This is a genomic window from Ruegeria sp. SAZA006, assembly GCF_059613465.1.
On record NZ_JBXWSO010000010.1, the window covers coordinates 220,213 to 235,799 of the forward strand.

General features: G+C 64.5%; 14 protein-coding genes. All 14 read left to right on the forward strand.

Translation table 11 applies throughout. The features are described from left to right. The 14 genes from nirJ to AC2FNZ_RS10645 all read left to right on the forward strand — a co-directional run bounded on the left by nirJ (position 1) and on the right by AC2FNZ_RS10645 (position 15,582). Positions 1 to 1,215 carry a heme d1 biosynthesis radical SAM protein NirJ gene (gene nirJ / locus AC2FNZ_RS10580; protein ID WP_496840566.1) on the forward strand — a complete coding sequence of 405 codons (1,215 nt, stop codon included), beginning with the start codon at positions 1 to 3 and terminating at the stop codon, positions 1,213 to 1,215. Positions 1,216 to 1,285: 70 nt separating this feature from the next. Then, entirely contained in the window at positions 1,286 to 2,794 is a 1,509-nt protein-coding gene (locus tag AC2FNZ_RS10585; protein WP_496840746.1) for a cytochrome D1 domain-containing protein, read from the forward strand. Beyond that, entirely contained in the window at positions 2,751 to 3,014 is a 264-nt protein-coding gene (locus AC2FNZ_RS10590; RefSeq protein ID WP_093963201.1) for a hypothetical protein, read from the forward strand. Before AC2FNZ_RS10585 ends, AC2FNZ_RS10590 begins: the two co-directional genes overlap by 44 nt. A 120-nt stretch (positions 3,015 to 3,134) precedes the next feature. Beyond that, a complete protein-coding gene (locus tag AC2FNZ_RS10595; RefSeq protein WP_254444321.1) occupies positions 3,135 to 3,599 on the forward strand; it encodes a DUF2946 family protein in 465 nt (154 codons plus the stop codon). Continuing rightward, positions 3,596 to 5,770, forward strand: coding sequence for a 4Fe-4S binding protein (locus AC2FNZ_RS10600; protein WP_496840747.1), 2,175 nt, complete (start codon positions 3,596 to 3,598; stop codon positions 5,768 to 5,770). Before AC2FNZ_RS10595 ends, AC2FNZ_RS10600 begins: the two co-directional genes overlap by 4 nt. A gap of 14 nt (positions 5,771 to 5,784) precedes the next feature. Continuing rightward, the gene (gene nosZ, locus AC2FNZ_RS10605) at positions 5,785 to 7,692 is read left to right on the forward strand and encodes a TAT-dependent nitrous-oxide reductase (protein ID WP_170369480.1); all 1,908 of its coding nucleotides are present in this window, start codon (positions 5,785 to 5,787) and stop codon (positions 7,690 to 7,692) included. A gap of 3 nt (positions 7,693 to 7,695) precedes the next feature. Further along, positions 7,696 to 8,952, forward strand: a complete 1,257-nt coding sequence (locus AC2FNZ_RS10610) for a nitrous oxide reductase family maturation protein NosD (RefSeq protein ID WP_496840568.1) — start codon at positions 7,696 to 7,698, stop codon at positions 8,950 to 8,952. Further along, positions 8,942 to 9,835 (forward strand): ABC transporter ATP-binding protein, encoded by an 894-nt coding sequence (locus AC2FNZ_RS10615; RefSeq protein ID WP_480776281.1) that lies wholly within the window; start codon positions 8,942 to 8,944, stop codon positions 9,833 to 9,835. The genes AC2FNZ_RS10610 and AC2FNZ_RS10615 overlap by 11 nt, the downstream gene beginning before the upstream one ends. Continuing rightward, positions 9,832 to 10,653, forward strand: a complete 822-nt coding sequence (locus tag AC2FNZ_RS10620; protein ID WP_170369486.1) for an ABC transporter permease — start codon at positions 9,832 to 9,834, stop codon at positions 10,651 to 10,653. Before AC2FNZ_RS10615 ends, AC2FNZ_RS10620 begins: the two co-directional genes overlap by 4 nt. Then, positions 10,650 to 11,168 carry a nitrous oxide reductase accessory protein NosL gene (locus AC2FNZ_RS10625; RefSeq protein WP_093963207.1) on the forward strand — a complete coding sequence of 173 codons (519 nt, stop codon included), beginning with the start codon at positions 10,650 to 10,652 and terminating at the stop codon, positions 11,166 to 11,168. The genes AC2FNZ_RS10620 and AC2FNZ_RS10625 overlap by 4 nt, the downstream gene beginning before the upstream one ends. Next, positions 11,165 to 12,064 carry an FAD:protein FMN transferase gene (locus AC2FNZ_RS10630; RefSeq protein ID WP_093963208.1) on the forward strand — a complete coding sequence of 300 codons (900 nt, stop codon included), beginning with the start codon at positions 11,165 to 11,167 and terminating at the stop codon, positions 12,062 to 12,064. Before AC2FNZ_RS10625 ends, AC2FNZ_RS10630 begins: the two co-directional genes overlap by 4 nt. A gap of 112 nt (positions 12,065 to 12,176) precedes the next feature. After that, positions 12,177 to 13,208, forward strand: a complete 1,032-nt coding sequence (locus AC2FNZ_RS10635; protein ID WP_170369492.1) for a LacI family DNA-binding transcriptional regulator — start codon at positions 12,177 to 12,179, stop codon at positions 13,206 to 13,208. A 97-nt stretch (positions 13,209 to 13,305) separates the two neighbouring features. Further along, positions 13,306 to 14,607: an ABC transporter substrate-binding protein gene (locus tag AC2FNZ_RS10640; RefSeq protein WP_093963210.1), complete on the forward strand. Its 1,302-nt coding sequence runs from the start codon at positions 13,306 to 13,308 to the stop codon at positions 14,605 to 14,607. A 108-nt stretch (positions 14,608 to 14,715) separates the two neighbouring features. Next, on the forward strand, positions 14,716 to 15,582 hold the full coding sequence (locus tag AC2FNZ_RS10645) for a carbohydrate ABC transporter permease (RefSeq protein WP_496840570.1): 867 nt from the start codon (positions 14,716 to 14,718) through the stop codon (positions 15,580 to 15,582). The last annotated feature ends 5 nt before the right edge of the window (positions 15,583 to 15,587 follow it).

Consider the following 15,587-nt stretch of genomic DNA (forward strand, 5'->3'; position numbering starts at 1 on the left):
ATGTTCCGCCTGACAGAATACATGCAGCAGCTGGTCAACCCGACGCCGGTGCGCAAACGCCGCCCCGGACCGGTGAAGCCGGTGGTGATCTGGAACCTGACCCGGCGCTGCAACCTGAAATGCCGCCATTGCTACACCGTGTCTGCGGATGTGGCCTTCCCGGGCGAGCTCAGCCACGAGCAAGCCATGGTCACCCTTGAGGATCTGGGCCAGTTTCGCGTCCCGGCCCTGATCCTCTCGGGCGGGGAGCCTCTGGACCGGTTCGATTTCTTCGACATCGCCCGGCGCGCGCGCCAGCTGGTGCCGATGCTGGCGCTATCGACCAACGGCACGCGGATCCACGACGAAACCGCAGACATGATTGCGGAAGTCGGATTTAATTACGTCGGTATCTCGCTGGACGGGATCGGCGCCACCAACGACTGGTTCCGCGGGGTCGAGGGTGCCTTCTCTGACGCCCTGCGCGGCGTCCGCGAATGCAAGAAGCGCGGCATCAAGGTGGGCCTGCGGTTTTGCCTGACCGAAGGCACCCGGCACCACCTGCCCGACCTGCTGAAACTGTGCGACGACGAGGGGGTAGACAAGTTCTATCTCTCGCATCTGGTCTATGCGGGGCGCGGCGACAAGAACCGGGGCGAGGACGCGGAACATCAGCGCACCCGGCAAGGGCTCGACCTGTTGCTGGACCGCGCATGGGAGGCTGCATCGGGCGGAAGCCCGCTGGACATCGTGACCGGCAACAACGACGCGGATGCCGGGTATTTCCTGAACTGGGCCGCCGCCCGGTTCGACGCCGACGCCGTCGCGCATGTGCGCGAACACCTGGCCCATTGGGGCGGCAATTCCAGCGGTCTGGGCGTGGCCAATATCGACAATCTGGGCCGCGTCCATCCCGACACCTACTGGTCGGACTACACGGTGGGCAACGTCAAACTCACTCCGTTTTCCGAGTTGTGGTCCGGGGATGACCCGATGCTGGCCCTGCTGCGCACACGGCCGCGCCCGTTGAAGGGGCGGTGCGGCGCCTGCCGGTTGCAGGATGTCTGCGGCGGCAACACCCGCATCCGGGCCCTGCAGCTGACCGGCGACCCGTGGGCCGAAGATCCGGCCTGCTACCTGACCAATGATGAAATCGGCGTGGACGGTGCCGGCGAGCGCCTGCAGGTCACGCCTTTCCGGGGGAAAAGCCATGATCCGGCGCATCAGTTCTTCTGACGACCGCGGCCCTGACGCATCGAAAAATGCCGCGCGCAGACGCATCACCCGCACCACGACGGTCGCCGTGATGTGCTCGCTTCTGGCGGTCGGGGCGGCATTGGCCGACCCGGAGGCGGATTATGCCGAACACTGCGCCAGCTGCCATGGCGAGGCCCGGCTGGGCGGCGTCGGTCCGGCGCTGATCCCCGAAACGCTCAAACGCATGCGCGGCCCCCGCGTGGCTGCCGTCATCGCCGAGGGGCGCCCGGCCACCCAGATGCCCGCCTTCGCGCACGAGCTGGGCGCGCTGCAGATCGAGGAACTGGCGGGCTGGCTGAAATCTCCGCTGGAGGTGGACCCCCAATGGGATGCCGAACAGATCATGGCCAGCCGCACGCTGGATGCCGATTACGCACCGGTCGATGCGCCGGTTTCGGACAGCGACCCGATGAACATCACGCTTGTGGTGGAAACCGGCGATCACCATGTCAGCGTTCTGGACGGCGACACGTTCGAGGTTCTGGAACGGTTCGAGACCCCCTTTGCCGTACATGGCGGCCCCAAGTTCAGCCCCGATGGGCGCTATGTGTTCATCATGTCACGCGATGGCTGGGTGCAGAAATACGACATCTGGGCGCTGAAACAGGTGGGCCGCATCCGCGCCGGCCTGAACAGCCGCAACATCGCAATGTCGGGCGACGGCAAGTGGCTGGCCGTGGCAAACTATCTGCCCAACAGCCTGACCCTGCTGTCGACCGAGGATCTGTCGGTCGCCAAGGTAGTCGAGGTCAAGGGCAAGCAGGGCAAGCCCAGCCGGGTCTCGGCCGTTTACCAGGCCCCGCCGCGCGAAAGCTTCGTGCTGGCGCTCAAGGACGTGCCCGAGATCTGGGAAGTGTTCTATGGCGACAACCCGCCGCAATTCGGGCTGGGCCATGACTTCCGGATCGAGGGGCAGTTCAAGAACCCCGACCCCTTCCCGGTGCGCAAGATCACCACGCCCGACTATCTGGACGATTTCTTTTTCGACCAGAGTTATGAATACGTCATGGGCGCGTCGCGCGATGGCAAGGGCGGTCAGGTGATCGACCTCGTGATCGGGCAGAAAGTGGCGGATCTGGACCTGCCCGGCATGCCGCATCTGGGCTCGGGCATCACCTGGCAGCGGGGTGGCACTACGGTGATGGCCACGCCGCACCTGACCGACGGCATCATCTCGGTCATCGACATGGGCACCTGGGAAACGATCAAGCGGATCGAGACCGAAGGCCCAGGCTTTTTCATGCGCAGCCACGAGAACTCGCCCTATGTCTGGGCCGACGTATTTTTCGGCCCCAACAAGGATGCGATGCATGTGATCGACAAGCAGAACCTCAAGATCGTCAAAACCCTGCGGCCCGCGCCGGGCAAGACCGTGGCGCATGTGGAATTCACCCGCGACGGCGCCCATGCGCTGGTGTCGATCTGGGAGGATGACGGCGCGGTGATCGTCTATGACGCGCAGACGCTCGAGGAAATCAAACGCCTGCCGATGCGCAAACCTTCGGGGAAATACAATGTCTGGAACAAGATCACCTTCTCGGAAGGCACCAGCCACTGACGGGCGTTGGCCGGTCTGGAAGCTGGCCATTCTGTTGTATCCGGCGACGGCGCTGACCGTCGCCATCAACCTGTTTCTGGCCGGGTTGATCGCCCATGCGCTGGGGTTCGGCGCCGTGACACCGGTGGCCGCGCTGATCTGGTGTGTGCCCCTTGGGGTTCCGGCCAGCTGGCTGGCGGGGCGCTGGGTGCGGCGGCTGATGGATGAGGCCGACGGCTGATCGCGGGCGAACGGCCGCCAAACCGAAGTGCCATTTTTTTGACCACCTGATCGAAGTCAAGTCGCGCCGCCAACAATTCACTTACGACTCGGGCAACATCAAATTCGAGTCGGAGTCTCCATGCCCGCCGCCCGCCAAAACCACAGCCTCCCTGTCCGCGCGATACGCGTGGCACCCGGGCTGGCGGGCATCCTTCTTTTGATGTTGCAGGTGCTTGGGCCAGCGCTGGCGAGTCCCGGCCAGGGCACCTGGATGGAGATCTGCTCGGAGGCAGGCGCGGTCTGGGTGCAGGTGGACCTGGAAGGCGACACTGGCGACCCGACCGCGGCCTGCCCGAAATGCGCCGATTGCGCCCTGTGCGCGATCACGGCGGCGGCACCGGTCCCGGACCTGCCGCAGGTGCAACAGCCCGGATTTGTGCAGATAACACGTTGTGAGTGCGCCGATCTGTTGGATTCGTACAGCTCCGAACGGCTGTGGCCCGAAACCCGCGGCCCCCCGGCCGCGCCCGAAATCAGAACCGAACGCGCGCCCCGCGCGTCCATGGCGTCAACCCGAACCGAAGGAGGTGCGCCGTGGTCGTGACCCGCGCTGCCCATTTCCTTGTTGCCCTTGTCCTGTTTTGCCTGCTGGCGCTTGGCGCGCGGGCCGACAGCCTGGCCAGCTTCCTGCCCGAGATCGATCCCGCCGAACTGGCGCCTGGTGCCGATGCCATCGGTCCGGTGCGTGATGACGTGCCGGTAGCCCCGGTGCTGAAGGGCGGCGAAACCGTCGCCTGGGCCTTTCTCACATCCGATTTCGTGGGCACCACCGGCTATTCCGGCAAGCCCATTCACGTCGTCGCCGCCATCGACGGTGATGCGGTGCTGACCGGCGTCAAGCTGGTCAAACATTCCGAACCCATCGTTCTGATCGGCATTCCCAACGCGCGCATGGTCGAGCTGACCGAAGGCTATGCCGGTCTGGACCTCAAGCGCGAGGTCGAGACAGGCGGCGAGGGACATGATCTGGACATCATCTCGGGTGCGACCGTTACGATCATGGTGATCGATGACAGCCTTGTGCGCGGCGGCATCAAGGTGGCCCGCGCCTTGGGTCTGGGCGGTCTGTCCGAAGTGCAAGCCGACGGCCCCCAGCGCCAAGTCGACATGACCAAGGCCGACACTCATGACTGGTCAACGCTCTCGGGCGACGGCTCGACCCGGCGGCTGACGCTGGACGTGGGTCAGGTCAACGCCGCCTTCGAGGCCACCGGCGACCAGCGCGCGATCAAGCGCCCCGAGAAGGGCAACCCCGAGGACACCTTCATCGACATGCATGTGGCGCTGGTCTCGGTGCCTTCGATCGGCAAGTCGCTGCTGGGCGAGGCCGAGTACCAGAACCTGGTCAACTGGCTGGACGAGGGCGAACACGCGATCTTGGTGCTGGGCCGCGGCAAGTACAGCTTCAAGGGCTCGGGCTATGTGCGCGGCGGGATCTTCGACCGGATCCAGCTGATCCAGGGCGACAATTCGGTACGGTTCTTCGACCGTCAGCACCGTCGCCTGGGCACGGTGGCCGCCGAGGATGCGCCCAGCTTTACCGAGCTGGACATCTTCAAGATCCCCGCCGATGCCGAGTTCGACCCGACCGAACCGTTCCGCCTGCAACTGCTGGTGCAGCGGGCCATCGGCGCGGTGGAAAAGACCTTCCTGACCTTTGATCTGGGTTACAATCTGCCCGAACAATACCTGTTGCCGGTCGCGGCGGCGCCCAAGGTCGTGAATGATGCCACCGGCGAGGCCGCCGCCAAGTCGGCCCTGTGGCAGCGCATCTGGAAGGACCGCCAGGTCGAGATCGCCGTCTTGGGCGCCATGCTGCTGGTGCTGACGATCACTTTCTTCTTCCAGTTCCACGCCACGATGAACGCGCGGGTCTTCTACTGGTTCCGCATCGGGTTCCTGACGATGACACTGTTCTTCATCGGCTGGTACGCGAATGCGCAGCTGAGCGTGGTGAACATCATGGCGCTGGCCGGCAGCCTGCGCGGCGGCTTCACCTGGGATGCCTTTCTGCTGGACCCGCTGGTGTTCATCCAATGGTTTGCCGTGGCCGCCGCGCTGCTGTTCTGGGGGCGCGGGGCCTATTGCGGCTGGCTGTGCCCCTTCGGTGCCCTGCAAGAGCTGACCAACAAGATCGCCCGCGCGCTGAAAGTGCCGCAATGGACCCTGCCCTGGGGCCTGAACGAGCGCATGTGGCCGATCAAGTACATGATTTTCCTGGCGCTGTTCGGCCTGAGCATGGTGTCGATCCCGCTGGCCGAGAAATATGCCGAGGTCGAACCGTTCAAGACCGCGATCATCCTGAAATTCATGCGCGATTGGCCCTTCGTGGTCTTTGCGGTGGGTCTGCTGGTAATAGGTCTGTTCATCGAACGGTTCTATTGCCGCTATCTGTGCCCGCTGGGCGCGGCGCTGGCGATCCCCGCCCGAATCCGCATGTTCGACTGGCTGCGCCGCTACAAGGATTGCGGCAATCCCTGTCAGACCTGCGCCAACGAATGCCCCGTTCAGGCCATCCACCCCACTGGCGAGATCAACCCGAACGAGTGCGTCACCTGCCTGCATTGTCAGGTGCTCTATCAGTCCGAGAGCAAATGTCCCGTCGTCATCCGCCAACTGAAACGGCGGGCCAAGACCGGGTCGGTCAAGATCAAGACCCCCCTCGGACAACCACCGGCGAACCATCCGAACGCCAAACCGCAAACCGTTTCCTAAAAGGAGGAACGACCATGTCGGACCACGACACCAAACTGAACATCACCCGCCGCGGGATGCTGGGGGCCACGGCCACCGGGGCCGTGCTGGCCGGAACCGGCCTTGGGTCCACGATGATGACCGCCAAACAGGCCAGCGCCGCGGCCAAGGTCGAACTGGCGCCAGGCGAGTTGGACGAGTATTACGGCTTCTGGTCTTCGGGCCAGACTGGCGAGCTGCGCATCATGGGCTTCCCCTCCATGCGCGAACTGATGCGGGTGCCGGTGTTCAACCGCTGCTCGGCCACCGGATGGGGCCAGACCAACGAGTCGCTGAAGATCATGACCGAAGGCCTGCTGCCGGAAACCAAGGAGTTCCTGGCCAAGCGCGGCATGAAAACCTATGACAACGGCGACTTGCACCACCCGCACATGTCGTTCACCGACGGCACCTATGACGGCCGCTATCTGTTCATGAACGACAAGGCCAACACCCGCGTGGCCCGCGTGCGCTGCGACGTGATGAAATGCGACAAGATCATCGAGATCCCCAACGCCAAGGCGATCCACGGTCTGCGCCCGCAGAAATTCCCGCGCACCGGCTATGTCTTTGCCAATGGCGAGGACGAAACCCCGCTGATCAACGACGGCAGCGTGCTGGACGATCCGTCGCAATACGTCAACATCTTCACCGCCATCGACGGTGACACGATGGAGATCGCCTGGCAGGTGATGGTGTCGGGCAACCTCGACAACACCGATTGCGACTATCAGGGCAAATACGCCTACTCGACCTCGTACAACTCGGAAATGGGCATGAACCTGGCCGAGATGACCGAGAGCGAGATGGACCACGTCGTCGTCTTCAACCTCAAGGAAATCGAGGCCGGCATCGCCGCGGGCGACTATCAGGAGATCAAGGGCGTCAAGGTTCTGGACGGGCGCAAGGGGTCGAACAAGAAGTATACCCGCTACATTCCGATCCCGAACTCGCCGCACGGCATCAACACCGCGCCCGACGGCAAACATGTCTGCATCAACGGCAAGCTGTCGCCGACCGTGTCGATCATGGACGTGACCAAGCTGGATGCCCTGTTCGAAAGCGACGCCGATCCGCGGTCGTGCATCGTGGGCGAGCCGCAGCTGGGCCTTGGCCCGCTTCACACCGCCTATGACGGTCAGGGCAACGCCTTCACCACGCTGTTCCTGGACAGCCAGATCGTCAAATGGAACCTCGACAAGGCCATCCGCGCCTACAACGGCGAGGACGTCGACCCGATCATCTCGAAGGTCGACGTGCACTACCAGCCGGGCCACAATTCGACCTCGATGGGTGAAACCAAAGAGGCCGACGGCAAGTGGCTGATCTCGATGAACAAGTTCTCGAAGGACCGGTTCCTGAACACCGGCCCGCTCAAGCCCGAGAACGAGCAGGTGATCGACATCTCGACCGACGAGATGAAGGTGGTCCATGACGGCCCGACCTTCGCCGAGCCGCATGACTCGATCATCGTACGCCGCGACATCGTCAACCCGGTCAACGTCTGGGACCGCAACGACCCGACCTGGGAAGATGCGCGCAAACAGGCCGAGGCCGATGGCGTCGATCTGGAGGAAGGCGCCGAAGAGCCGATCCGCGACGGCAACAAGGTGCGGGTCTACATGGTCTCGCAGGCGCCGACCTTCAGCCTCGAGAAGTTCACCGTCAAACAGGGCGACGAGGTCACAATCTACGTCACCAACCTGGATGACGTGGACGATGTGACCCACGGCTTCTGCCTGGGCAACTACGGCATCGCCTTCGAGGTCGCGCCACAGGCCACCGCCTCGATCACCTTCACTGCCGACCGTCCGGGCGTGCACTGGTTCTATTGCCAGTGGTTCTGCCACGCGCTGCACATGGAAATGCGCGGCCGGATGCTGGTCGAACCGCAGGGAGCCTGACCCATGCGCTGGCCCTTGCTCATCCCGCTTCTGCTCGGCTCGCCGCTTTGGGCGGCGGACTGGGACGTGCCCAACCGGGCGGGGGCCATCACTGAGACACTGGCGCAGGCGGCGGATGGCGACACCCTCCGCCTGAGCCCCGGCGTCTATGCCGAACGCTTGGTTCTGGACCGGCCCGTCACCATCGACGGGCAGGGCCAGGCCACAATCGACGGACAAGGCACCGGCAGCGTCATCACCGTGACCGGACCCGACATCAACCTGCGCGGCCTGACCGTGATCGGGTCGGGGTCGGACCATGGTGAGATCGACAGCGGCATCCAACTGACCAAGACGGCCCGCGCCGCCGTGGTGGAAAACAACGTGCTACTGGGCAATCTCTATGGCATCGACATCCACGGTGCCGATGACAGCATCGTGCGCGGCAACCGCATCGAGGGCCGGCAGGACCGCCGGATGAACGACCGCGGCAACGGTGTTTATGTCTGGAACGCGCCTGGCGCGGTGGTCGAAGGCAATGACATCCGCTTTGGCCGCGACGGAATCTTCGTGAACTCGTCGAAGAAGAACACCTTCACCGGCAACACCTTCCGCGATCTGCGCTTTGCCGTGCACTACATGTATGCCGACGATTCCATCGTCAGCGACAATCTCTCGATCGGCAACGATCTGGGCTATGCGGTGATGTTCACCTCGAACGTGCAGGTGATCAACAACGTCTCGGTCGGCGATCGCGAACACGGGGTCATGCTGAACTATGCCAATGACAGCGTGATCTCGGGCAACGTGGTGAAAGGCGCCAAGGAGAAGTGCACCTTTCTGTACAATTCCAACAAGAACGAATTCACCGACAACCGGTTCGAAGGCTGCGGCATCGGGATTCATTTCACCGCCGGCAGCGAACGCAACCGGATCGTCGGCAACGCCTTTGTCGGCAACCGGACACAGGTGAAATACGTCTCGACCAAATGGGTCGAGTGGTCGGAAGACGGCCGCGGCAACTACTGGTCCGATTTTGCCGCCTATGACGTGAACGGCGACGGCATCGCCGACTCCCCCTATCGCCCCAACGATAGCATGGACCATGTGCTGTGGACCCAACCCGCAGCCAAGCTGCTGCTCGGCTCGCCCGCCGTGCAGCTGGTGCGCTGGTCGCAATCGGCCTTCCCGGCGCTGCTGCCGGGCGGCGTGATCGACAGCCACCCCTTGATGCAAGCCCCTCAACCCCCAGCCATGAAAAAGGTGCCTCATGACGGATAAGGCCCTGACCATCGAAACGGTCTGCAAGGATCGCGGCAAGACCCGCGTTCTGAGCGATATCTCCCTGACGCTCGAGCCCGGACAGCGCGTGGCGCTGCTGGGCCACAACGGCGCCGGAAAATCCACCCTGATCAAGTCGATCCTGGGCCTGACGCCTATCCAGGCCGGCACGATCCGCATCGGCACCGCCGCCCCCGGCAGCGCGCAGGCGCGTCGCGACACGGCCTATCTGCCCGAGGCGGTCTCGTTCCACCCGGCCCTGACCGGGCGCGAACAACTGACCCTGTTTGCCAAGCTGTCAGGCACCCGCACCCACGTGCCCGCCTTGCTGGACCGAGTCGGGTTGGGCGACGCGATGGACCGCCGGATCGGCGCCTATTCCAAGGGGATGCGGCAGCGGCTGGGCCTTGCGCAGGTGCTGCTGGGCCAGCCGAAACTGGCGCTGCTGGACGAACCCACCTCGGGATTGGACCCAATCTCCCGCCAGGACCTGTACGCCATCATCGACGAGCTGGCCGCGCAGGGCACCGCCGTGCTGATCGCCAGCCACGCCCTGACCGAGGTCGAGGCCCGCACCGACCGCATCGCCATCATGCGCAAGGGGCGGATGGTGGCCGATGACACGCTGGCCAACCTGTCGGCGCTGGCAGGGTTGCCGATCCGGCTGCGGGTCCGCGCCCGCGCCAATGCCGACGCGCTGGCCGCCGAACTGGGCGGCAACCGGATCAACGGCGCCTCGGTCGAGCTGCTGTGTTCGCCCGCCGACAAGATGCAGGCCCTGCGCCGCATCGCCGGGCTGGGCGATGCGGTGGCCGACGTGGAAATGACCCCGCCCAAGCTGGAAGACCTCTATCGCCACTATGCTCAGGAGGCGCTGCAATGACCCGTTTCCTTGCCATCACCCGCACCGAGATGTTGATCCTGCGCCGCAACCGCTGGCTGCTGGTGGCCACGCTGATCATGGTTCTGTTCGCGCTGGCCCTGACTTTTGCCGGCAGCGCGCCCACCGGCACGCTGGGGGTCGACATGCTGACGGTGTCGGTCGCCTCGATGACCACGCTGTCGGTATATCTAGCGCCGCTCTTGGCGCTGATGATTTCCTTTGACGCCATCGCCGGCGATGTGGACCGGGGCAGCCTGTCGCTGCTGCTGTCCTATCCGGCGGGGCGGGGCGAGATCTTGCTGGGCAAGTTCACCGCCCATCTTGCGGCGCTGGCCTTTGCCATGACGGTCGGTTTCGGCACCGCCGGGGCGGTCGCCGCGTGGTTCGGCGGCGCGGGCGCGGACAGCCTGTTCGCGCTTGGCCGGCTGATCGTCACCTCGATTCTGCTGGGCGCCGTGTTTCTGGCGCTGGGATACCTGCTGTCCGCCCTGGCGAGGGGCGCAACGGCGGCGGCAGGTCTGTCGGCCGGGCTCTGGCTGGTGTTCGTCGTCCTCTATGATCTTGGGCTGTTGGGAGCCGTCGTCATGGACAAGGGCGGCGTCTTCACCCAATCCGTCTTTCCCTGGGTGATGGTGGCCAACCCGGCCGACGCTTTCCGCCTGTGGAACATCGCCGCGACCGAGGGCGTGGCCATGGCGTCCGGCATGACCGGCGCGGCGCAGGCCCTACCCGCCTGGGCGGCGCCCGGCTCGCTGCTGATCTGGCCGGTGCTGGCCTTTGCCCTGGCCCGGTTGGCGTTCCGGAGAGTCGAGCCATGACACGCCTTGCCCTGATTGCCTTGATCGCGCTGGCAGCCTGCAAGGAAGAACAGGCCGCCGCCCCGCCGGATCCGGTCGATCTGACCGAAACCGCGCTCAGCTATTTCTGCCAGATGAACGTGGCCGAACACGGCGGGCCCAAGGGGCAGATACATCTGGAGGGCTATCCCGCGCCGCTGTTCTTTGCGCAGGTGCGCGACATGGTGGCCTATCTCAAAAGCCCCGAGCGGGATGCCGAGATCACCGCGGTCTATGTCAGCGACATGGGCGCGGCCCCCAGCTGGCACGAGCCGGGCATCTCGAACTGGATCGCCGCCGATCAGGCCACCTTCGTGGTGGGCGCCGGCGTGGCCGGCGGCATGGGCGCGCCCGAGATCGTGCCCTTTGCCACGCCGGACGCCGCCGCGCGGTTCATCGAATCCTATGGCGGTGCCGCCCTGCCCCTGACCGACATTCCCGACGACGCGGCGCTTGGCCCCGTCGATCTGACGCAATCCCTGGAGACACCCGCATGACCGCCCTGTCCCGCCGCCGTTTTCTGACCATCTCGGCCGCCTGCGCCGCCTTGCCGACCATGGCGCGCGCCGCCCCGGTTGCCCGCTGGCGCGGCATCGCGCTGGGGGCACCCGCCAGCCTGCAACTGGTCGGGCTGAGCGACGCGCAGGCCGCGCCGATCATCGCCGCGCTCGAGGCCGAACTGGACCGGCTGGAGAACATCTTCAGCCTGTACCGCCCGGACTCGCAGCTGAGCCGCCTGAACCGTGACGGCACCCTGCCCACTCCGGCGCCGGAACTGCTGCAGGTGCTGACCCAAAGCGCCGCCCTGCATGACGCGACCGGCGGTGCGTTCGACCCGACCGTTCAGCCGCTGTGGATGGCGCTGGCCACCGGCGCGCCGGATGCCGAAGTGGAACGGTCGCGGGCGCTGGTCGGGTGGCAGGGGGTTTCGGTATCGGCCGAAGCGATCCGCCTGCCCCATCCTGGCCGCGCGGCGCTGACACTGAATGGCATCGCGCAGGGCGCCGTGACCGACCGCATCGCGGCGCTGTTGCGGGCGCAGGGGCTGACCGATGTGCTGGTCGACATGGGCGAAATCGCCGCCATCGGCACCCGCGTCGACGGGTCGGACTGGCGTGTCGGGCTTGCCGGACCCGCGGGCGTGACCCGGCGCATCGAACTGCGCGACCGGGCGGTGGCAACCTCGGCCCCTGATGCGACGCAACTGGCCGGTCGTCATGGCCACATTCTGGGCCCGCAGGGTCAGCCGGTCCGACATCGGGCGGTTTCGGTCTCGGCCCCTGACGCGGCGCTGGCCGACGGGTTGTCGACCGCGCTGTGCCTGCTGCCCGCCGACCGGATCGCGCCGGTTCTGCAACGCTTCCCTGAGGCCCGGCTCGAGATGCTGATCTGACCGGAATGGCCGTACCGGAACTCTGCCGTTGAAATTTGTCGCGCGATAAGAAAAGGTAAAACACCGACAAATTCAGAGTGGCGCGGGCCGTATCCCGCGCCAGAGGCAAGGCATGGCACCCAGAAAAATCCGGAACATGGAGGAGTTCGCCGCCGTCAGCGGGATTTCGCGCCCGACGGTCTCGAAATACTTCAACGATCCCGACAGCGTCCGCCGGTCGACGCGCGAACGGATCGAGCAGGCGCTGGAGCGGTTCGACTATCGCCCCAACATCTTTGCCATGAACCAGAACCGCAAGCTGACCAAGAATGTCGGCATCGTGGTGCCCTATCTGGCCGACCCGTTCTTTGCCGAGATCGCCCGCAACATCGAGGAAAAATGCATAGAGGCCGGGTTCCGCCCGACGCTCTACAGCGCCTATGGCGACCCCGCGCAGGAGGCCGAGATTCTCGACAGCCTGCGCGCGCTGAAACCGGCCGGCGTGCTGCTGGCGCCGCTGGGGCGCGATTCCGACCGATCATTCATCGAGAAGTTCTGCAAGGATATCCCCACCATCCTGTTCGACAGCAACCTGGAGGGCATGGGCGCGGCCTTTGTCGGGTCGGACAATGCCAGCTTCATCGAACAGACCGTCGATTACCTGTGCCGCAGCGGCGAACCGCCGGCGTTCTTCGAAATGCGGCATCCTGCCAACCCCAACGCCAACAAGCGCCGTATCGCCTATGTCAATAAGATTGAGAGCCTGGGCTTCGAACCGCAGGTGATCAAGGTCGATGGTCGCGGCTGGGGGTTCGAGGAAATCGGCCGCGAGGGCGCATTCAAGCTGTTGGAGCAGCCCAGGCTGCCCTCGCGCACCATTCTGTGCAGCAACGACCGGCTGGCCATCGGGTTCCTGTCGGCCTGCTATGAAAAGGGCCTGCGGGTCGGGTTGGGCGACGACTGCGACCTGCGCGTCGCCTCGCATGACGACCATCCGTTTTCCAAGTTCACCTGCCCGTCGCTGACCACCGCGGCGCATGACTACAACGCGGTGTCGAATCGCTCCGTCGAGACGCTGACGCAACTGGTCGAATCCGGCGGGCGGCTGAGCGCGCGCACCGAAACCCTGTTTCCCGCGCGTCTGATACTGCGGAGTTCGGCCTGATTTTCGACACTTTTTTACGCGCGTAAAATTTTAGTTGACGCGCGCCAAATAATTCGTGATGCTTTCCTCCAGGTAATTCGACACCAGGGAGGAAAGAATGTACCTGAAATCTGTTCTATGGGCGGCCAGTGCCGCGGCCCTGACCGCCGGCGCCGCGTCGGCCGAGACGATCACGATCGCCACCGTCAACAACGGCGACATGATCCGGATGCAGAAATACACCGACAAATTCACCGAAGCGACCGGCCACGAGGTGGAATGGGTCACGCTGGAAGAGAACGTATTGCGCCAGCGTGTGACCACCGACATCTCGACCAAGGGCGGCCAGTTCGACATCATGACCATCGGCATGTACGAAACGCCGATCTGGGGCGCGAACGGCTGGCTTGTGCCGCTAGACGGCATGTCGGCCGAATATGACGTGGACGACATCCTGCCCGCCATGCGCGGCGGCCTCAGCCACGACGGCACGCTGTACGCGGCGCCGTTCTATGGCGAAAGCTCGATGATCATGTACCGCACCGACCTGATGGAGAAGGCCGGTCTGGAGATGCCTGAGGCGCCGACCTGGCAATTCATCCGCGAAGCGGCAGCTGCGATGACGGACCGGGACAACGACATCAACGGCATCTGCCTGCGCGGCAAGGCCGGCTGGGGTGAGGGCGGCGCCTTCATCACCGTGACCGCGAACTCGTTCGGCGCGCGCTGGTTCGACGAAGACTGGAAACCCCAGTTCGATCAGCCCGAGTGGAAAGAAGCACTGACCTTCTTCGTCGACATGATGAACGAATCCGGCCCCGCCGGGTATGCCACCAACGGTTTCAACGAGAACCTGTCGCTGTTCCAGCAGGGCAAATGCGGCATGTGGATCGACGCCACCGTTGCGGCATCCTTCGTGACCAACCCCAACGACTCGACTGTCGCCGATCAGGTTGGATTTGCTCTGGCACCGAACTCGGAAGGCGTTGACAAGCGCGCCAACTGGCTGTGGGCCTGGGCCCTAGCCATTCCGGCCGGCACCCAGAAAGAGGATGCCGCCAAGCAGTTCATCGAATGGGCCACCTCGAAAGACTATATCGAACTGGTTGCCGAGAACGAAGGCTGGGCCAATGTTCCTCCGGGCGCACGCCAGTCGCTGTACGAGAACCCGAACTACAAGGACATCCCCTTCGCGCAGATGACGCTGAAGTCGATCCTTGCGGCCGATCCGGAAAACTGCTGCGTCAAGCCGACGCCGTATACCGGGATCCAGTTCGTCGCCATCCCCGAATTCGCGGGCATCGCCACCCAGGTGAGCCAGGAATTCTCGGCGGTCTATGCCGGACAGCAGTCGGTTGACGAAGCTCTGGCCAAGGCTCAGGCCTTCACGGCCGAAGAAATGGAAGCCGCAGGGTACTGAGGCCTCCTCCCGGCGGGTGGGCAGGTTTCTGTCCCCCGCTCTCCCCCCTTCCACAACCCGTGTTAGTCTCGCAGGCAACAAGCCGCCTGAACAGAGAGGTCTTGCGTCATGGCAACTCAACACTCCCGATCCGTCGCACGCCTGATGATGGCCCCCGCCGTGGTCCTGTTGCTGGGCTGGATGCTGGTTCCGCTGACGATGACCATGTATTTTTCCTTCAAGAAATACCTGCCGCTGCGCGGCGGTGATCTGGGTTGGGTCGGATTCGACAACTACGTCCGGTTCGTAACCTCAAGTTCCTTCTGGCCCGCCGTTCAGGCGACGCTGGTGATCGTGGGCGGTGTGCTGGCCATCACCGTGGTGCTGGGCATCCTGCTGGCACTGCTGCTGGATCAGCCGATGTGGGGCCAGGGCGTCGTGCGCATTCTGGTGATCGCCCCGTTCTTCGTGATGCCCACCGTTTCGGCGCTGGTCTGGAAGAACATGTTCATGGACCCGGTCAACGGTCTTTTCGCCCATCTGTGGCGGTTCTTCGGGGCCGAGCCGATCTCGTGGCTGTCCGAGGCGTCGATGCCGTCGATCGTGATGATCGTGTCCTGGCAGTGGCTGCCGTTTGCCACCCTGATCCTGCTGACCGCGATCCAGTCGCTGGACAGCGAACAGCTGGAGGCCGCCGAAATGGATGGCGCGCCGCCGCTGAAACGCTTCTTTTTCATCATCCTGCCGCATCTGAGCCGCGCGGTCACGATCGTCATCCTGATCCAGACGATCTTCCTGCTGTCGATCTTCGCCGAGATCTTCGTGACCACAGGCGGCGCCTTCGGCACCCGCACCCTGACCTACCTGATCTACCAGCGCGTGCTGGAAAGCCAGAATGTCGGGCTGGGCTCGGCCGGCGGGGTCTATGCCATCATCCTTGCCAATATCGTCGCCATCTTCCTGATGCGCATCGTCGGCAAAAACCTGGACGCGTGAGGAGG